At 68.7% G+C, this 19036-nt stretch carries 16 protein-coding genes; 8 read left to right on the top strand and 8 right to left on the bottom strand.

What is annotated here, in order from left to right; genetic code table 11:
* The first annotated feature begins 52 nt into the window (after window positions 1-52).
* Window positions 53-2080, top strand: coding sequence for a methyl-accepting chemotaxis protein (locus tag ACRWK7_RS13180; RefSeq protein WP_431856697.1), 2028 nt, complete (start codon window positions 53-55; stop codon window positions 2078-2080).
* A gap of 45 nt (window positions 2081-2125) precedes the next feature.
* Here the strand turns inward: ACRWK7_RS13180 and ACRWK7_RS13175 are convergent, their stop codons facing one another.
* Window positions 2126-2449 (bottom strand): hypothetical protein, encoded by a 324-nt coding sequence (locus tag ACRWK7_RS13175; RefSeq protein WP_431856695.1) that lies wholly within the window; start codon window positions 2447-2449, stop codon window positions 2126-2128.
* A 318-nt stretch (window positions 2450-2767) separates the two neighbouring features.
* Between ACRWK7_RS13175 and ACRWK7_RS13170 the strand changes: the two genes are divergently transcribed.
* From ACRWK7_RS13170 to ACRWK7_RS13145, 6 genes are all read left to right on the top strand, one after another.
* Window positions 2768-3337 carry a F0F1 ATP synthase subunit delta gene (locus ACRWK7_RS13170; protein WP_431856694.1) on the top strand — a complete coding sequence of 190 codons (570 nt, stop codon included), beginning with the start codon at window positions 2768-2770 and terminating at the stop codon, window positions 3335-3337.
* Window positions 3337-4866: a F0F1 ATP synthase subunit alpha gene (atpA, locus tag ACRWK7_RS13165; RefSeq protein WP_431856693.1), complete on the top strand. Its 1530-nt coding sequence runs from the start codon at window positions 3337-3339 to the stop codon at window positions 4864-4866. Before ACRWK7_RS13170 ends, atpA begins: the two co-directional genes overlap by 1 nt.
* Before the next feature lie 74 nt (window positions 4867-4940).
* Entirely contained in the window at window positions 4941-5831 is an 891-nt protein-coding gene (locus tag ACRWK7_RS13160; protein WP_431856692.1) for a F0F1 ATP synthase subunit gamma, read from the top strand.
* A 59-nt stretch (window positions 5832-5890) separates the two neighbouring features.
* Window positions 5891-7336 (top strand): F0F1 ATP synthase subunit beta, encoded by a 1446-nt coding sequence (gene atpD, locus ACRWK7_RS13155; protein WP_431856691.1) that lies wholly within the window; start codon window positions 5891-5893, stop codon window positions 7334-7336.
* An 83-nt stretch (window positions 7337-7419) separates the two neighbouring features.
* Window positions 7420-7839 (top strand): F0F1 ATP synthase subunit epsilon, encoded by a 420-nt coding sequence (locus ACRWK7_RS13150; RefSeq protein ID WP_431856690.1) that lies wholly within the window; start codon window positions 7420-7422, stop codon window positions 7837-7839.
* Window positions 7840-7994: 155 nt separating this feature from the next.
* Window positions 7995-8816 carry a ferritin-like domain-containing protein gene (locus ACRWK7_RS13145; protein WP_431856689.1) on the top strand — a complete coding sequence of 274 codons (822 nt, stop codon included), beginning with the start codon at window positions 7995-7997 and terminating at the stop codon, window positions 8814-8816.
* 109 nt (window positions 8817-8925) lie between these two features.
* On the opposite strand, the gene ACRWK7_RS13140 is transcribed toward ACRWK7_RS13145, so the two are convergent.
* Complete coding sequence (locus ACRWK7_RS13140; RefSeq protein WP_431856688.1) at window positions 8926-9675, bottom strand: sulfite exporter TauE/SafE family protein; 750 nt, start codon at window positions 9673-9675, stop codon at window positions 8926-8928.
* A gap of 91 nt (window positions 9676-9766) precedes the next feature.
* Between ACRWK7_RS13140 and ACRWK7_RS13135 the strand changes: the two genes are divergently transcribed.
* On the top strand, window positions 9767-10648 hold the full coding sequence (locus ACRWK7_RS13135) for a LysR family transcriptional regulator (RefSeq protein WP_431856687.1): 882 nt from the start codon (window positions 9767-9769) through the stop codon (window positions 10646-10648).
* Between the two features lie 10 nt (window positions 10649-10658).
* On the opposite strand, the gene ACRWK7_RS13130 is transcribed toward ACRWK7_RS13135, so the two are convergent.
* From ACRWK7_RS13130 to mdh, 6 genes are all read right to left on the bottom strand, one after another.
* Complete coding sequence (locus tag ACRWK7_RS13130) at window positions 10659-11195, bottom strand: HD domain-containing protein (RefSeq protein ID WP_431856686.1); 537 nt, start codon at window positions 11193-11195, stop codon at window positions 10659-10661.
* Between the two features lie 154 nt (window positions 11196-11349).
* Window positions 11350-12585: a 2-oxoglutarate dehydrogenase complex dihydrolipoyllysine-residue succinyltransferase gene (odhB, locus tag ACRWK7_RS13125; protein ID WP_431856685.1), complete on the bottom strand. Its 1236-nt coding sequence runs from the start codon at window positions 12583-12585 to the stop codon at window positions 11350-11352.
* A gap of 36 nt (window positions 12586-12621) precedes the next feature.
* Window positions 12622-15531 carry a 2-oxoglutarate dehydrogenase E1 component gene (locus ACRWK7_RS13120; RefSeq protein WP_431856684.1) on the bottom strand — a complete coding sequence of 970 codons (2910 nt, stop codon included), beginning with the start codon at window positions 15529-15531 and terminating at the stop codon, window positions 12622-12624.
* Between the two features lie 254 nt (window positions 15532-15785).
* On the bottom strand, window positions 15786-16661 hold the full coding sequence (gene sucD / locus ACRWK7_RS13115; RefSeq protein WP_431856683.1) for a succinate--CoA ligase subunit alpha: 876 nt from the start codon (window positions 16659-16661) through the stop codon (window positions 15786-15788).
* 1 nt (window position 16662) lies between these two features.
* The gene (sucC, locus tag ACRWK7_RS13110) at window positions 16663-17859 is read right to left on the bottom strand and encodes an ADP-forming succinate--CoA ligase subunit beta (protein WP_431856681.1); all 1197 of its coding nucleotides are present in this window, start codon (window positions 17857-17859) and stop codon (window positions 16663-16665) included.
* A gap of 199 nt (window positions 17860-18058) precedes the next feature.
* Complete coding sequence (gene mdh, locus ACRWK7_RS13105) at window positions 18059-19027, bottom strand: malate dehydrogenase (RefSeq protein WP_431856680.1); 969 nt, start codon at window positions 19025-19027, stop codon at window positions 18059-18061.
* Window positions 19028-19036 lie beyond the last annotated feature (9 nt).

Raw genomic sequence — 19036 nt, 5'->3', positions numbered from 1 at the left:
CGTGGCGCCGCTGCGATCTCATACTTAGGTTGGATTGGGAGGAGATGAGCGCATGTCGCTTATCAACCGTCTGTCGATTCGCTCGAAGATTGCCCTCGCGTTCGGGCTGGTGGTGGCGTCGATCATCGCGTCGTCGCTGCTCGTGCACCGGAATGTCCGCGAACAAGGCCGGCAGCTCGATGTGATCGAACGGGCTGCCGAGGAGGTGCTGGCCCAGGTGGTTCCGCTGGCGCAGGGCGTCCTCGATCTGCGCTACGACGTGGCGCAGGTGCAGCAGTGGCTCACCGACGTGTCGGCGACGCGCGGCCTGGACGGCCTGGACGACGGCCCGAAGAAGGCGGAGGAGTTCGCCGACCGGTTCGCCGCCGACCTGACGCTCGCGCTCGCCCGCGCCGACGCCCTGAACCTGCCCGACGTGCGCGCCGAGCTGCTGGCCACGCGCGAGCGGTTCACGCCCTACTACCAGACCGGCCAGCGCATGGCCCGCGCCTACGTCGAGGGCGGGCCGGAAGCCGGCAACGCGCTGATGGGCGACTTCGATGCGACGGCCGAGGGGCTGGCGCAGCGGCTCGACCGGCTGGCCGAGTTGGTCGGGCAGGCCAGCGCCGCCCGCTTCCAGGGGCTCAAGGGCGCCGTGGCGACGATCGAGGTGTCGAACGACGGGATCCGCGACGTGCTGATCCTGGCCACCGCGTTCTCCGTGGTCGCGGCGTTGGCCAGCGTGGTGGTGCTCGGGTTCATCCTGTCGCGGCCGCTGCTGCGCCTGCGCGCGGTGATGACGGCGCTGGCCGGCGGCGATCTGGGTGTCGCGGTCGGCTTCGAGGGGCGCAGCGACGAGGTTGGCGGCATGGCCGACACGGTGCGCGTCTTCCAGGCGAACGCCCGCGAGGCGGAGCGCCAGCGCGCCGAGCAGGAGGCAGCCCGCGCCGGAGCCGAGGAGGAGAAGCGCCGGGCGCTGGAGCGCATGGCCGCCACGGTGGAGACCGAGACCCGCGGCGCCGTCAACCAGGTCGCCGCGCGCACCCGCCAGATGAACGCCAACGCCGACGGCATGGCGGCCTCTGCCACCGCGGTCAGCGGCAGCGCCCAGGACGTCGCGGCCGCGGCCGAGCAGGCGCTGGGCAACGCGCAGACGGTGGCCGCCGCCACCGAGGAGCTGAGCGCCTCCATCGGCGAGATCAGCCGCCACGTCGGCGAGGCGAGCGCCGTGTCGCACCGCGCCGTCGGCGCCGCGCAGGGGGCCGCCGCGACCATCGGAAAGCTGGCCGAGGCGGTGGGCCGCATCGGCGAGGTGGCCGACCTGATCAACGGCATCGCCGCGCAGACCAACCTGCTGGCCCTCAACGCCACCATCGAGGCGGCGCGGGCGGGGGAGGCGGGCAAGGGCTTCGCCGTGGTGGCGTCGGAGGTGAAGAACCTCGCCAACCAGACCTCCAAGGCGACCGAGGACATCGCCGGCCAGATCGCCGACATCAAGGGCGTCACCGGCAGCGCGGTCGGCGCGGTGGAGGAGATCGTCCAGACCATCCACGACATCGACCGCATCGCCTCGACCATCGCCGCGGCGGTGGAGCAGCAGACCGCCGCCACCGGCGAGATCGCCCGCAGCGTCGGTCAGACCACCACCGCCGCGCAGTCGGTGTCGGTCCGCATCGGCGCGGTGTCGCGGGAGGCCGGCAGCACCGGCGAGCGCGCCGCCGAGGTGCAGCACCTCGCCTCCGAGCTGGCCTCCGGCATCGACGCGCTGTGCGAGCAGGTGGTGCGCATCATCCGCACCTCGACCGGGGACGTCGACCGCCGGCGGGCGCCGCGCGTGTCGGTCCAACTGCCGTGCCGGGTCGGTGGCGCGGCGGCGGTGGTGCGCGACCTGTCGGTGGGCGGGGCGATGATCGAGGGCGGGCCGGACCTGGCGGTCGGCGCCACCGGGACGCTGGGCCTGGATGCGGTCGGCGTGCCGCTGCCGTTTCGCGTCCGCGCCACCGGGCGCGGCGTCCTGCACGTCACCTTCGAGATCAGCGAGACCGCCTCCGCGGCGGTGCGCCGCGTCATCGATGGCCTGGGACGCACCCGGGCGGCGTGAGGCGACTCGGGCTGGCCGGTCCTATGACGCGACCATGGAGCGGCATCAGGCCAGCGCGTCGGCGCGCGCCGTGCGGCTGCGCGGGCGCCAGATCGACAGGCACTCGGCGGCGGTGGCGCCGTCGCCGATGCCGTACCAGCCGGCGCGGTCGTTGAAGCTCAGCGTGTAGCGGCCGGTGCCGTCGCGCTCGAAGCGGAACACCGCGCGCTCGACCCCCGGCAGCATCACCAGCAGCCGGTCGTAGTCGCGCCCGCTCTCGCGGATGATCCCCAGCCAATGGCCGAGGCGCAGCTTGGGTTCCGCCACCATCCCGAACTCGTCGAGGTCGGCGGGCGTGAAGCGGGCGCGGGAGAAGGCGACGACAGTCATGGTGGGGCACACGGATCGCGGAAGACGTGCCGGAACGGTGGCTTCGATTGGTTAAGCGGGGGTTAAGGTCTCGCCGAGTTCACAGCCCGTGGTGGCGACCCGGCCGGCCGAAAGTTGCCATTTTCTGAGGCATTCATACGGCTTCCGTCGGATACCCCCATTCGTTGCACGGAAACTGTCCAGACTCGGTTGCGCATAGGCGATTCCTGTGATATTGGACCGCTCGCTTTCGCGGCCGGGGCCGTCGCAACAAGCATATCAGCTCTCCTTAAGGCCCTGAAAATTCACCGTCTACCGAACTCATATTCGAGGGATCAGGTGGCTTCCGAAGGTACAGGCGTTTCCGAGCTCTCCGGCCGCTATTCCACGGCGCTGTTCGAGCTTGCGGATGAGAACAAGGCGCTCGATCAGGTCGCAGGCGATCTGACCGCGCTGAAGCAACTCCTTGCCGAGAGCGCCGACCTTCGCCGCCTCGTCCAGAGCCCGGTGATCAGCCGCGGCGAGCAGGGTCGTGCCATGGCTGCGGTTCTGGACCGCGCCGGCGTGTCGGATCTGACCAAGCGCTTCATCGGGCTGGTGGCGAAGAACCGCCGGCTCTTCGCGCTTCCGGGCATGATCAACGGCTACTTGGCCGAGCTGGCCCGGCGCCGTGGCGAGACCACGGCGCACGTGACGGCCGCCAAGCCGCTGTCCGACGCCCAGGTCGAGGCGGTCACCGACGCCCTCAAGAAGTCGGTCGGCTCCAAGGTGACGGTGAGCGTTACCGTCGATCCGGCGCTGATCGGCGGCATGATCGTGAAATATGGCTCGCGCATGGTCGACACCTCGGTGCGCACCAAGCTCGACAAGTTGCAACTCGCCATGAAGGCCTCAGGGGGACAAGTCTGATGGATATCCGCGCCGCAGAAATCTCTGCGATCCTCAAGCAGCAGATCGCGAATTTCGGGACCGAGGCGGACGTCGCCGAGGTGGGCCAGGTTCTGTCGGTGGGTGACGGCGTCGCCCGCGTGCACGGCCTGGACAACGTGCGCGCCGGCGAGATGGTGGAGTTCCCCGGCGGCCTGAAGGGCATGGCGCTGAACCTCGAGACCGACAACGTCGGCGTCGTGATCTTCGGCAACGACCGCGACATCAAGGAAGGCGACACCGTCAAGCGCACCGGCACCATCGTGGACGTGCCGGTCGGCAAGGGCCTGCTGGGCCGCGTGGTTGACGGCCTCGGCAACCCGATCGACGGCAAGGGCCCGCTGGTCGACGTCGAGCGCAAGCGCGTGGAAGTGAAGGCCCCCGGCATCATTCCGCGCAAGTCGGTGCACGAGCCGATGCAGACCGGCCTGAAGGCCGTGGACAGCCTGGTGCCGGTCGGCCGCGGCCAGCGCGAGCTGATCATCGGCGATCGCCAGACCGGCAAGACCGCCGTCGTGCTCGACACCTTCATCAACCAGAAGCCGATCAACCAGGGCGACGACGAGAGCAAGAAGCTCTACTGCATCTACGTCGCCGTCGGTCAGAAGCGCTCGACGGTCGCCCAGATCGTCAAGACGCTGGAAGACGCCGGCGCCATGGAGTACTCGATCGTGGTCGCCGCGACCGCGTCCGAGCCGGCGCCGATGCAGTTCCTGGCGCCGTACACCGGCTGCACCATGGGCGAGTTCTTCCGCGACAACGGCATGCACGCCGTGATCGTGTACGACGATCTGTCCAAGCAGGCCGTCGCCTACCGCCAGATGTCGCTGCTGCTGCGCCGCCCGCCGGGCCGCGAAGCCTACCCCGGCGACGTGTTCTACCTGCACAGCCGCCTGCTCGAGCGCGCGGCGAAGATGAACGACACGCACGGCGCCGGCTCGCTGACCGCGCTGCCGATCATCGAGACGCAGGCCGGCGACGTCTCCGCGTACATCCCGACCAACGTGATCTCGATCACCGACGGCCAGATCTTCCTCGAGACGACGCTGTTCTACCGCGGCATCCGTCCCGCGATTAACGTCGGTCTGTCGGTGTCGCGCGTGGGTTCCGCCGCGCAGATCAAGGCGATGAAGCAGGTCGCCGGCTCGATCAAGCTGGAGCTCGCCCAGTACCGCGAGATGGCCGCCTTCGCGCAGTTCGCCTCGGACCTCGACGCCTCGACCCAGCGCCTGCTGGCCCGCGGCGCCCGCCTGACCGAGCTGCTGAAGCAGGGCCAGTACCAGCCGCTGCCGGTCGAGGAGCAGGTCGTCTCCATCTTCGCCGGCGTGAAGGGCTACCTCGACAAGATCAAGGTCGAGGACGTCACCCGCTTCGAGAAGAAGTACCTGGACGAGATCCGCTCGAAGGGCGCCGACATCCTGAACGCCATCCGCACCGAGAAGGCGATCAGCCCGGCCACCGAGGAGAAGCTCAAGGGCTTCCTCGAGGGCTTCACCAAGGTGTTCGTCTGATCTGAACCATGAGGTCCGGGGCCGCGAGGCCCCGGATCTTCGGTTGCGGAACTCTCGCGGGATGAAGGGCCGGTATGCCTAGCCTCAAGGACCTCAAGAATCGGATCGCCAGCGTCCAGTCGACGCGGAAGATCACGTCGGCCATGAAGATGGTGGCCGCCTCCAAGCTCCGCCGCGCGCAGGAGCAGGCCGAGGCGTCCCGTCCCTACGCCGAGCGCATGGGCCGCATGCTCACCTCGCTGGCCGCCAACGTCCAGAACGGCGCCGGCGGTCCGAAGCTGATGACGGGCACGGGCTCCGACCAGGTGCACCTCCTCGTCGTCATCTCCTCCGACCGCGGCCTGTGCGGCGGCTTCAACGGCACCATCGTCCGCGAGGCGCGCCGCCAGATCCAGCGCCTGCAGGGCGAGGGCAAGACGGTGAAGGTGCTGACCGTCGGCCGCAAGGGCCGCGACCAGATCCGCCGCGACTACGCCTCGCTGATCGTCGAGACCTACGAGGACGTCGGCCGCCGCAAGCTGTCGTTCGCCGACGCCGACGCGGTCGCCAGGAAGATCAACGAGATGTACGAGGCGGGCGAGTTCGACGTCTGCTCCGTGATCTACAACAAGTTCAAGTCGGCGATCACGCAGATCGTCACCGTCCAGCAGCTCATCCCGTTCGCGGTGCCGGAGACGGCGACCGGCGAGGGCGCTGCCGAGGAGGCGAAGGCGATCTACGAGTTCGAGCCCGACGAGGAGCAGATCCTCGCCGAGCTGCTGCCGCGCAACCTGTCGATCCAGGTCTACCGCGCGCTCCTGGAGAGCGCGGCCTCGGAGCAGGGTGCCCGCATGACCGCGATGGACAACGCCACCCGCAACGCCGGCGACATGATCAACCGTCTGACGCTGACCTACAACCGGACGCGCCAGGCGTACATCACCAAGGAGCTGATCGAGATCATCTCCGGCGCCGAGGCGATCTGAGGCACTGCGTGATCCGCGGTTTCGTTTGACACATTCGAGTTCCGAGGGAGCTTTACCCCATGGCTAAGAACACCGAGGCCCAGGCCACCAACACCGGCGGCCGGATCACCCAGGTCACGGGCGCCGTCGTCGACGTGCAGTTCGACGGCGACCTGCCGGCGATCCTGAACGCGCTGCACACCCAGAACGAGGGCAAGACCCTGGTTCTCGAGGTGGCGCAGCACCTGGGCGAGAACACCGTGCGCACCATCGCCATGGACAGCACGGACGGCCTCGTCCGCGGTCAGGAAGTGGTGGACACCGGCGGCCCGATCGCCGTGCCGGTTGGCCCCGAGACGCTCGGCCGCATCATCAACGTCATCGGCGAGCCGATCGACGAGCGCGGCCCGGTCGGCAACAAGTCGGTGTCGCCGATCCACCGTCCGGCCCCGGAGTTCGTCGAGCAGTCCACCGAAGCCGAAGTGCTGGTCACCGGCATCAAGGTCGTGGACCTGCTGGCCCCGTACGCCAAGGGCGGCAAGATCGGCCTGTTCGGCGGCGCCGGTGTGGGCAAGACCGTGCTCATCATGGAGCTGATCAACAACGTCGCGAAGGCGCACGGCGGCTACTCGGTGTTCGCCGGCGTCGGTGAGCGCACCCGCGAGGGCAACGACCTCTACCACGAGATGATCGAGTCGGGCGTCATCAAGCTCGACGGCCCGGGCTCCAAGGTGGCCCTGGTGTACGGCCAGATGAACGAGCCGCCGGGTGCCCGCGCGCGCGTCGCGCTGACCGGCCTGACGGTCGCGGAGTACTTCCGCGACGAGGAAGGCCAGGACGTGCTGTTCTTCGTGGACAACATCTTCCGCTTCACGCAGGCGGGCTCCGAGGTGTCGGCGCTGCTCGGCCGCATCCCCTCGGCGGTGGGCTACCAGCCGACGCTGGCCACCGACATGGGTGCGCTCCAGGAGCGCATCACCACCACCAAGAAGGGCTCGATCACCTCGGTGCAGGCCATTTACGTGCCCGCCGACGACCTGACCGACCCGGCCCCGGCCACCTCGTTCGCCCACCTGGACGCCACGACGGTGCTGTCGCGCCAGATCGCCGAGCTGGGCATCTACCCGGCCGTGGATCCGCTCGACTCCACCTCGCGCATCCTGGACCCGCGCGTCGTCGGCGACGAGCACTACAAGGTCGCCCGTGACGTGCAGCGCGTTCTGCAGACCTACAAGTCGCTGCAGGACATCATCGCGATCCTGGGCATGGACGAGCTGTCGGAAGACGACAAGCTGACCGTCGCCCGCGCCCGCAAGATCCAGCGCTTCCTGTCGCAGCCCTTCCACGTCGCCGAGGTGTTCACCGGCACCCCGGGCGTGCTGGTGTCCATCGAGGAGACCATCAAGGGCTTCAAGGGCATCGTGGCCGGCGACTACGACCACCTGCCGGAGGCCGCCTTCTACATGGTCGGCACCATCGACGAGGCCATCGCCAAGGCCAAGAAGATGGCCGCCGAGGCCGCCTAAGGTCTCGTCTGGTCCACAGTTGAAACGGCAACCCCCTCCCGTCCGGAAACGGCGGGAGGGCGGGTCGAGGGAGCCCCTGTCGCATGGCCGATAAAGTCGAGTTCGAACTGGTGTCGCCGGAGAAGCTGCTGACCTCGCAGCCGGTGGACATGGTCGTGGTCCCGGGCACCGAAGGCGACTTCGGCGTGCTGGCCGGCCACGCGCCGATGATCTCCACCGTGCGTCCGGGCGTCATCGACGTCTACGAGGGCGACCGCGTCATCGACCGCGTCTTCGTCGCCGGCGGCTTCGCCGAGGTGACCGAGACCCGCTGCACGGTGCTGGCCGAGCAGGCCCTGCCGCTCGCCGACATCGACCGCGGCAAGGTCGAGCAGGAGGTCAAGGACCTCTCGGAAGACCTGGACGACGCCAAGTCCGACGCCGAGCGCGCCGAGGTGGAGGCCAAGCTGGCCATCGCCCGCGCCAAGCTCGACGCCGCCGGCGCCGGCAGCACGACGCACTGACCGGGCGCCGTCCGGTCTGCGGCACCGTGGACCGGCACGATCCCGTTGCATTGCGGAATCAAGCCCATACATAGTTTTGTGGGTTGCGACGCCCTCCGACACCGTCGGGGGGCGATTTCGTTTCGGGATCCGGAATCCGGGGAAGGGGAGCGGGCATGGCGACGTTGCACTGGCGGTACGAGGACCTTCCCTGGGACAGCCTGGACCGCAGCCGGATCGATCCCGAGCTGGTGCCGCTGATCAAGGCGGCGGCGCTGGTCGAATTCAACGCCGACGACTACACCGCCTACCTCTGCAACGTCTTCAAGGACGATCCCGACTTCCAGCAGGCCGCCCACGACTGGGCGGTCGAGGAGGTGCAGCACGGCCGGGCGCTCGGCCGCTGGGCCGAGCTTGTGGACCCGTCCTTCAACTTCGAGCGCGCCGTGCAGCGCTTCCGCGCCGGCTACCGCGTGCCGATCGACCTGACCGCGTCGATCCGCGGCTCGCGCAGCGGCGAGCTGATCGCGCGCTGCATGGTGGAGACCGGCACCAGCTCCTACTACACGGCCATCGCCGATTCGACCGACGAGCCGCTGCTGAAGCTGATCTGCCGCAACATCGCCGCCGACGAGCTGCGCCACTACAAGCTGTTCTACGGCTACGCCAAGCGCTACCTGGAGACCGAGCGGCTCAGCAAGTGGCAGCGCCTGAAGGTCGCGCTGGCGCGCATCGGCGAGACCGAGGACGACGAGCTGGCCTACGCCTACTACGCCGCCAACGCGGAGGAGGGCGTGCCCTACGAGCGCAAGACCTTCAACGCCGCCTACGCCAAGCGCGCCTGGGGCCGCTACCAGGAACCGCACGTCGAGCGCGCCATCGCCATGGTCTTCAAGGCCTGCGGGCTGAAGCCGCACACCACGCCGTTCAAAATGGCGACCAAGGTGGCGTGGTGGCTGATCGCCGGGAAGGCGCGGGCGTCGGCGAGGGCGGCGTAGAACCTACCCGCCCCACGCGCTCAGGAACGCCAGCGCGCTGAGCGCCACCACCAGCGCCACGGCGATGTCGACGAAGATCTCGCCGTCGGGGTCGGGCCGGCGCCGCACCTCAGGCTCCGCCGCGCAGGAAGAAGGCGGCGGTGATCGCCACGTTCAGCAGCGAGATGCCGATGCGGACGTGCGCCGGGTTCAGGCGCCGGCCGACCCGCGCGCCGGCGTAGCCGCCGACCACCGCGCCGGCCAGCATCGCCAGCGTCTCCGGCCAGTGCACCGCACCGGCCGCGACGAAGCACAGCACCGCCACGCTGTTGGTGGCGCCGACCAGCAGGGTTTTGGCCGCGTTCATCGCCCGAACGTCGTCGACGCCGAAGACGCTCCACGCCGCCATCATCATGATGCCGACCGCGCCGCCGAAATAGCCGCCGTAGATGGCGATAAGGAACTGTACGGCCAGCAGCGGCCCGCGCCCCAGGCGAACCACCCGCCGCAGCGCCGCGCCGACCCCACGGCCGAACGCGAAGGCGATGGTCGCCGTCAGCAGCAGCCAGGGGACCACACCGTCGAAGGTCGCCGATGACGTCGCCAGCAGCAGCAGCGCGCCGAGGACGCCGCCGGCCAGGCTGACCGCCGCCAGCGCGCCGACGCCGACGCCCTCGAAGGGGCGGAACTCGGCGCGGTAGCCGACGGCGCTGGCGAGGCTGCCGGGAAACAGCGCGACGGTGCTCGATGCGTTCGCCGCCACCGAAGGCACACCGGCGCAGATCAGCGCCGGCAGGGTGACGAAGGAGCCGCCGCCGGCGATCGCGTTCATGGCGCCGGCGACGAAGCCGGCCGCTGTCAGGAGAATGAGGCTGTCCATGCCGCGGAGCTTGATCCGCCGCCGGCCGCGGCACAATGTGGGACATCCGCAGCCAGCCTTCGGGAAATCCGAAGCCTAGAGGAGGCCCCGCGTGCGCTTCGATCTCGCCGACCTGCGCCTGTTCCTGCACATCGCCGAGTGCGGCAGCATCACCGCGGGCGCCGAACGGGCGCATCTGGCGCTCGCCTCGGCCAGCGCCCGCGTGCGCGGGATGGAGGAGGCGCTGGGCGTGGCGCTGCTGGAGCGGGGGCGCCGCGGCGTCGAGCCGACGCCGGCCGGCCGGGCGCTGGTCCATCACGCGACGCTGGTGCTGCACCAGATCGAACGCATGCGCGGCGAACTCGGCGACTACGCCAAGGGGCTGAAGGGGCGCGTGCGGCTGCTGTCCAACACCGCCGCGGCGGCGGAATTCCTGCCCGACCCGCTGGCCCGCTTCCTGACCGCCCACCCGAACGTCGATGTGGACCTGGAGGAGCGGCCGAGCCACGCCATCGTCGAGGCGGTGGCGGGCGGCCTCGCCGATCTCGGCGTCGTCGCCGACACGGTGGCGCTGGGGGATTTGGAGACGCTGCCGTTCCGCCAGGACCAGCTGGTGGTGGTGACGTCGCGCGAGCACCCGTTGGCGTCGCGACGCACGGCGGCCTTCCGCGAGGTGATGGGCGAGCCGTTCGTCGGGCTCAACCCGGGCAGCGCGCTGCAGGAGCACCTGAACCAGCACGCCGCGCGGGCCGGGCGCTCCCTGGCCTTCCGCGTGCGGGTCGGCGGCTTCGACGCGCTGTGCCGGCTGGTGGAGCGCGGGGTGGGGATCGGCATCGGGCCGGAGGCCGCGGCGCGGCGGCATCGCCGCACCATGGCCATCCGCATCGTGCGCCTGACCGACCCCTGGGCGCCGCGGCGGCTGACGCTGTGCGCCCGCCGCTTCGACGACCTGCCGCTGCACGCCCGCCGGCTGGTGGAGGAGCTGCGGGCGTGAGTGCCGGTCGTTACAGCGCCTTTTCCGCGGCGGCGTGCGCCGCCGCGAACTGCTCGTTCAGGAAGGGGCTGACCTCGCGGCAGATCTCGGCGACGTGTTGCGTGCCCTCGACGTAGCCGATGCTGCGCTCCAGCGACCAGGAGCGCGGGCGCTCCTTGGTCAGGGCGCGCAGGATGGAGATCTGCTCGGCCATCTTGATGCGCTTGGCGCCGGCCGGGGCGGTGGCGAGGCGCTTGGCCTGGGCCGCCTTGCGCTCCTGGATGGTCGCGGCGCCGAGGATGTCGTCGGGGTCGGTGACGCCGGCCACCAGCGCGGCGACGGCGTCGCCGAAGCGCTCGCGGATGACGTCGAGGCTCACGTGCCCGTCTTCGACCATGTCGTGCAGCCACGCGGCGGCGACCTCTTCCGGCGCGCCGCCGGCCTTGGCGACCAGATCGGCCGTCTCGCTGAGGTGCGTCACGAACGGGCTGGCGTCCGGGCGGAAGCTGCCTTCGTAGGTCTCCGCCGCGAAGCGCAGGGCGGACGTGACGATGGAGGTGTCGGTCATGCGGGTTCTCCCGTCTCCTTCTGGTCGGACCAGCTTACCGCGTTGATGTTGCCGGGAGATTGCGACGGATCAACTGCGGCGATCCGCCCCAGGCGCGCGCAAACGAAAAGGGCGCCCTTGCGGGCGCCCTTCGTCGTGTCGGCCGGAGCCTGGATCAGACGTCCAGCAGCAGGCGGCGCGGATCCTCGATGCACTCCTTGATGCGCACCAGGAAGGTGACCGCTTCCTTGCCGTCGATGATGCGGTGGTCGTAGGAGAGCGCCAGGTACATCATCGGGCGCACCTCGACCTTGCCGTTGACCACGACCGCACGGTCCATGGTCTTGTGCATGCCGAGGATGGCCGACTGCGGCGGGTTGATGATCGGCGTCGACATCAGCGAGCCGTACACGCCGCCGTTCGAGATGGTGAAGGTGCCGCCGGTCAGCTCGTCCATCGACAGCTTGCCGTCGCGGCCCTTCTTGCCCAGCTCGCCGATCTTCCCCTCGATCTGGGCGAAGCTCATCTTGTCGGCGTCGCGCACGATGGGAACCACCAGACCCTGCGGCGTGCCGACGGCGACGCCGATGTCGTAGTAGTTCTTGTAGACCAGATCGGTGCCGTCGATCTCGGCGTTCACCGCCGGGATCTCCTTCAGCGCCTGGATCGCGGCGCGCACGAAGAAGGACATGAAGCCGAGGCGCACCTTGTGGCGCTTCTCGAAGTAGTCCTTGTACTCGTTGCGCAGCGCCATCGCCGCCGACATGTCCACCTCGTTGAAGGTGGTCAGCATGGCGGCGGTGTTCTGGGCCTCCTTCAGGCGCTCGGCGATGCGCTGGCGCAGGCGGGTCATGCGGACCCGCTCCTCCTGCGCGGCGCGCGGACGCTCGCCCTGGGTGCCCGGCGCCCAGACGACCTTCGGCGCCGGGGCCGCGGCGGGGGCGGCGGCCTTGGGAGCCTGGGGCTTCTCCAGCGTCTCGATCACGTCGCCCTTGGTGACGCGGCCGTCCTTGCCGGTGCCGGCGATCTGCGAGGCGTCGAGGCCCTTCTCCTCGATCATCTTGCGGGCGGCCGGCATCGGCTCGACACCGGCCTTGGCGGCGGGAGCGGGGGCCGGCGCGGCAGCCTTCGCCGGGGCCGGGGCCGGGGCGGCCGCGGCGGCGGTGGCGACCGCACCCTCGGTGATGATGCCGAGCAGGGCGGCGACGCCGACGTTGGCGCCTTCCGGAGCGACGATCTCGGCCAGCGTGCCGGCGACCGGCGCGTTGACCTCCAGCGTCACTTTGTCCGTCTCGAGCTCGACCAGAGGCTCATCGGCGTTGAACGACGCGCCGACCGGCTTCAGCCAGCGGGCGACGGTGGCCTCGGAGACCGACTCGCCCAGGGTGGGGACCTTGATTTCGGTAGCCATGGTTCCTCTTGCGTCCTCTTTTTTTATGTCCTGGGGTCAGCGAACGGTCAGCGCGGCGTCGATGAGCTTCGCCTGCTCAAGGTTGTGCCGCTTCAGGAGACCCGTGGCCGGGGCCGCCGCCGGCTCGCGACCGACGTAGCTGGGCCGGCCCGCCTTGTGCTCGATCGACTTCAGGACGCCCTCGATGCGGCGGTCCATAAAGTGCCAGTAGCCCTGGTTCTCCGGCTCTTCCTGGCACCAGATCACGTCGGCGTTCGGGTACTTGGCGAACTCCTCCACCAGCGTCGAGCGCGGGAACGGGTACAGCTGCTCGACGCGGAGGATCGCCACGTCCTTGATGCCCCGCGCGGTGCGCTCGGCCAGCAGATCGTAATAGACCTTGCCGGTGCACAGCACGATGCGGCGGATCTTGTCGTTGGCGGCCAGATCGGTCGCCGCCTCGCCCAGCACGCGGCGGAAATGGCTGTTGCCGGTGAACTCCGACAGCGGCGAGACGCACAGCTTGTGGCGCAGCAGCGACTTCGGCGACAGCAGCACCAGCGGCTTGCGGAAGTTGCGGCGGACCTGCCGGCGGAACGCGTGGAACAGGTTGGCCGGCGTGGTGATGTTGCAGATCTGCCAGTTGTCCTCGGCGCACATCTGCAGGAAGCGCTCGGGACGCGCCGAGGAGTGCTCGGGGCCCTGGCCCTCGTAGCCGTGCGGCAGCAGCATGACCAGGCCGGACATGCGCAGCCACTTCGACTCGCCGGACGAGATGAACTGGTCGATGATGGTCTGCGCGGTGTTGGCGAAGTCGCCGAACTGCGCCTCCCACAGTACCAGCTCGTTCGGCTCGGCCAGCGAGTAGCCGTACTCGAAGCCGAGCACCGCGGCTTCCGACAGCGGGCTGTCGTGCACCTCGAACGGCGCCTGATCCTTACGGATGTGGTTCAGCGCGATGTACTTCTCTTCGGTGTTCTGGTCGTAGACCACCGCGTGGCGGTGCGAGAAGGTGCCGCGGCCCGAATCCTGGCCCGACAGGCGCACCGGGGTGCCCTCGACCAGCAGCGTGCCGTAGGCGAGGCCCTCGGCGGTCGCCCAGTCGATGTTCTCGCCGCTCTCGATGGACTTCTTCTTGGCGTCCAGCTGGCGGGCGATCTTGGAGTTGAGCGCGAAGCCGGCGGGGATCTCGCACAGCTTCAGACCGACCTCCTTGAGGACGTCGAGCGACACGGCGGTGTTGCCGCGGTGCTCCTCGTCCAGCTTGGCGGCTTCCAGGCCGGACCACTTGCCCTCCAGCCAGTCGGCCTTGTTGGGCTTGTAATTGTTGGCGGCCTCGTAGTCGTTCTCCAGGCGCTTCATGAAGTCGCTGACCATGTGGTCGGCTTCTTCCTGGGTGACGACGTTCTCGGCGACCAGCTGCTTGGCGTACAGCTCGCGGGCGGTCGGGTGCGAGCGGATCACCTTGTACATGATCGGCTGGGTGAAGCCCGGCTCGTCGCCCTCGTTGTGGCCGTGCCGGCGGTAGCAGACCATGTCGATGACCACGTCGCGCTTGAAGCGCTGACGGAACTCCACGGCGATGCGCGACACGTGCACCACCGCCTCGGGGTCGTCGCCGTTCACGTGGAAGATCGGCGCCATCACCATCTTCGCCATCTCGGAGCAGTAGATGCCCGAGCGCGAGTACTGCGGGTTCGTGGTGAAGCCGATCTGGTTGTTGATGATGACGTGCACGGTGCCGCCGGTGCGGTAGCCGCGCAGCTCCGACAGGCCCAGCGATTCCGCGACGATGCCCTGGCCGGCGAACGCCGCGTCGCCGTGCAGCAGGATGCCCATGACCTCGGAACGCTCCAGGTCCTTGCGCTGCTGCTGCTTGGCGCGGACGCGGCCGAGCACGACGGGGTTCACCCACTCCAGGTGGGACGGGTTGGCGTTCAGCGTCAGGTGGACGATGTTGCCGTTGAAGTCGCGGTCGGACGAGGTGCCCAGGTGGTACTTCACGTCGCCGGAACCCTGCACGTCCTCAGGGCTCGACGGGTTGCCCTGGAACTCCGAGAACACGGCCTGGAACGGCTTGCCCATGAAGTTGGTCAGCACGTTCAGGCGGCCGCGGTGGGCCATGCCGACGACCACTTCCTTCATGCCGAGCTGGCCGCCGCGCTTCAGGATCTGCTCCAGCGCCGGGATCATCGACTCGCCGCCGTCCAGGCCGAAGCGCTTGGTGCCGGTGTACTTGACCTGCAGGAACTTCTCGAAGCCCTCGGCCGCGGTCAGGCGCTCCAGGATGGCGCGCTTGCCGTTGACGGTGAAGTCGGTGTGGTTGCGGCCGCTCTCGATGCGCTCCTGGATCCAGGCCTTCTCTTCCGGATCCTGGATGTGCATGAACTCGACACCGATGGTGCCGCAGTAGGTCTTGTTCAGGATGTCGAGGATCTGGCGCAGCGAGGCGCTTTCCAGGCCCAGCGAGTAGTTCAGGAAGATCGGCCGGTCCATGTCGGCCGGGCCGAAGCCGTAGGTCGCCGGATCCAGCTCGGGGTGCGGCTCGCGCTTCTCCAGGCCCAGCGGGTCGAAGTGCGCGTTCATGTGGCCGCGCACGCGGTAGACGCGGATCAGCATCAGCGCGCGGATCGAGTCGAGCACCGCTTGGCGCATCTGCTCGTGCGTCACGCCGCCGAACACCTGCTGGACGTGCTGCACGAGGCCGCCGTTGCCGGGGCCCTGCAGCGCCGTCGCGGCGGCCGCGGTCTCGTCGGCCGCGCCCAGGAGGATCTCCTCCGGCAGCGACCAGGACGCGCCGCGCAGCTCGTCAAGGACGGCGCGCGAATCGTCGTCCATTTCCTTGAAGAAACCGTTCCAGCTCGGATCCACCGAGGCGGGGTCCTTCAGGAAGCGGGCGTAGAGTTCGGCCACGTACTGTGCGTTCCCGCCGAACAGGAACGAGGACTTCTCCAGATTCACCGACATGGTTTTCGCCTCGGGCTGAGCACCCGGTTCCCTAGAGTTTGTTCTTTTTCAAAAAGGGCACGCCACGGCCGAAAGGCCCTTGGATCCCGAACTCCGCAGCTTGGGTCGAGCCTCAGGCGAAGCCCAACACACGCCGCATCGCGAACATGTTGGGCTTCGCGTCGCTCAACCCAACCTGCGGGTCGAATCGGATCCAAGAGCCTCCGTCATGGCAGATGTGAAAGGGGGGCGTATCGAACGCCCCCGCAAACACCTTAGCCCTTCATCACCTTCAGCATGGTCGAGCCGAGGCTTGCCGGGCTGTCGGCCACCGCGATGCCGACCGACTTCATGAAGTCGATCTTGAAGTCCGCGGTGTCGTTGCCGCCCGACACGACCGCGCCGGCGTGGCCCATGCGGCGGCCCGGAGGCGCCGTGCGGCCGGCGATGAAGCCGACGACCGGCTTCTTCGTGCCCGACGCGCGGATGAACTCGGCGCCCTTCACCTCGGCGTCACCACCGATCTCGCCGATCATGATGATGCCCTCGGTCTCCGGATCCTTGATGAACAGGTCCAGGGAGTCGATGAAGTTGGTGCCGTTCACCGGGTCGCCGCCGATGCCGATGCAGGTGGTCTGGCCGAGGCCGGCCGCCGTGGTCTGCGCGACGGCTTCGTACGTCAGCGTGCCCGAACGCGACACGATGCCGATCTTGCCACGCTTGTGGATGTGGCCGGGCATGATGCCGATCTTGCACTCGTCCGGGGTGATGATGCCCGGGCAGTTCGGGCCGATCAGGCGGGTCTTGGAGTTCGCCAGGGCGCGCTTGACGCGCACCATGTCGAGCACCGGGATGCCCTCGGTGATGCAGACCACCAGCGGGATCTCGGCGTCGATGGCCTCCAGGATCGCGTCGGCCGCGAAGGGCGGCGGGACGTAGATCACGGACGCGTTGGCGCCGGTCTTCTCGACGGCGTCGGCGACGGTGTCGAACACCGGCAGGTCGAGGTGGGTGGTGCCGCCCTTACCGGGCGTCACGCCGCCGACCATCTTGGTGCCGTAGGCGATCGCCTGCTCGGAGTGGAAGGTGCCCTGCGCGCCGGTGAAGCCCTGGCAGATGACCTTCGTGTCGGAATTAACGAGAACAGCCATCTTACTTGGCCTCCTTCACGGCCTTGACCACCTTCTCGGCGGCGTCGGCGAGGTTGTCGGCCGACAGGATCGGCAGGCCGGACTCGGACAGGATCTTCTTGCCCAGCTCGACGTTGGTGCCTTCCAGGCGGACGACGAGCGGAACGTGCAGGTGGACCTCACGGGCCGCGGCGACGACGCCCTCGGCGATGACGTCGCAGCGCATGATGCCGCCGAAGATGTTGACCAGGATGCCCTCGACGTTCGGATCCGACAGGATCAGCTTGAAGGCCGCGGTCACGCGCTCACGGGTGGCGCCGCCGCCGACGTCCAGGAAGTTGGCCGGCTCGCCGCCGTACAGCTTGATGATGTCCATGGTGGCCATCGCCAGGCCGGCGCCGTTCACCATGCAGCCGATCGAGCCGTCGAGCTTGACGTAGTTGAGGCTGTGCTTGGCCGCCTCGATCTCCGCCGGGTCCTCTTCCGACTCGTCGCGCAGCTCTTCGATGTCCTTGTGACGGAAGAGCGCGTTGTCGTCGAAGTTCATCTTGGCGTCGAGCGCCAGGATCTCGCCCGAACCGGTGACGATCAGCGGGTTGATCTCGACGATCGAGCAGTCCAGCTCCACGAACGCCTGGTACATGGCGGTCAGGAACTTGGCGCAGGCGCCGACCTGCTTGCCTTCCAGGCCGAGGCCGAAGGCGACCTTGCGGGTGTGGAAGCCCTGGATGCCGCTGACCGGATCGATGGCGACCTTCAGGATCTTTTCGGGGTGGTTGTGGGCAACCTCCTCGATCTCCATGCCGCCTTCGGTCGAGGCGATGATCATGACCTTGCCGGAGGCGCGGTCGACCAGCATGCCGAGGTACAGCTCGCGCTTGATGTCGGCGCCTTCCTCGACGTAGATCCGCTTGACTTCCTTGCCCTCGGGGCCGGTCTGCTTGGTGACGAGCACCTTGCCGAGCATCTCGCCGGCGTTCTTGCCGACCTCCTCGACGGACTTGACGACGCGGACGCCGCCCTTGCCCTGCTCGTTGCCTTTGAAGCGGCCGGCGCCGCGGCCACCGGCGTGGATCTGCGACTTCACGACCCAGACCGGGCCGCCCAGCTCGCGGGCGACGGTCTCGGCTTCCTGCGGGGTGTAGGCGACGCCGCCGCGGGGAACCGCGACGCCGTACTTCTTCAACAGGCCCTTAGCCTGGTACTCATGGATGTTCATCGGGCGTCCATCTTTTTTGTAGGTCGGCTGACGATGATGGGCGGACGCGGGAAAGGCGCCGTGCGTTTCGGTCCTACATCCGGAGGCGTATGCACTCCGGATGGTTGACCGCCGCTACTGTAGCACCTGGGACGGACTCTTCAACCGTCCGTCCCGCGGTGCAGCGCGTGTTTCCGCCTGCTGGCAAAAAGGCCGCCCCTTAGGAGGCGGCCTTCTCAGCCTGCTGCTTCTTGACGACGTCGACCAGCGTCTGCACCGCAGCCACCGAGTGGTCGAACATCTTCTTCTCGTCCGCGTTCAGCTCGATCTCGATGATCTTCTCGACGCCGCCGGCGCCGATGATCGTCGGGACGCCGACGTACATGTCCTTGACGCCGTACTGGCCGGTCAGCTGCGCGGCGCAGGGCAGGACGCGCTTCTGATCCTTGAGGTAGCTCTCGGCCATCTGGATGGCGGAGGCGGCCGGGGCGTAGAACGCCGAGCCGGTCTTCAGCAGCTTGACGATCTCCGCGCCGCCGTCACGGGTGCGCTGGACGATCTGGTCGAGCTTCTCCTGCGAGGTCCAGCCCATCTTGACCAGGTCCGGCAGCGGGATGCCGGCGACGGTCGAGTAGCGGACCAGCGGAACCATGGTGTCGCCGTGGCCGCCCAGCACGAAGGCGGTGACGTCTTCCACCGAAACCTTGAACTCGTCGGCCAGGAAATAGCGGAAACGCGCCGAGTCCAGCACGCCGGCCATGCCGACCACCTTGTGCGCCGGCAGCCCCGAGGCCTGCTGCAGCACCCACACCATCACGTCCAGCGGGTTGGTGATGACGATGACGAAGGCGTTCGGGCAGTACGTCTTGATCGCCTCGCCGACGGTCTGGCAGACGCCGGTGTTGATGCCGATCAGGTCGTCGCGGCTCATGCCGGGCTTGCGCGGCACGCCGGCGGTGACGATGACGACGTCGGCGTCCTTGATCACCGAGTAGTCGTTGCCACCGGACAGGGCGGCGTTGAAGCCCTCGACCGGGGCGGTCTCGGCGAGGTCGAGCGCCTTGCCGGCCGGCATGTCTTCGGCGATGTCGAAGAGGACGATGTCGCCCAGTTCCTTGAGGCCGGCGAGGAGGGCCAGCGTGCCGCCGATCTGGCCGGAGCCGACGAGGGCGATCTTGTTGCGTGCCATGGAGCGTTC

This window comes from Azospirillum sp. (assembly GCF_050789165.1).
Note: the sequence above shows the minus strand (reverse complement) of the source record. Positions and strands in the feature narration are given on the sequence as shown.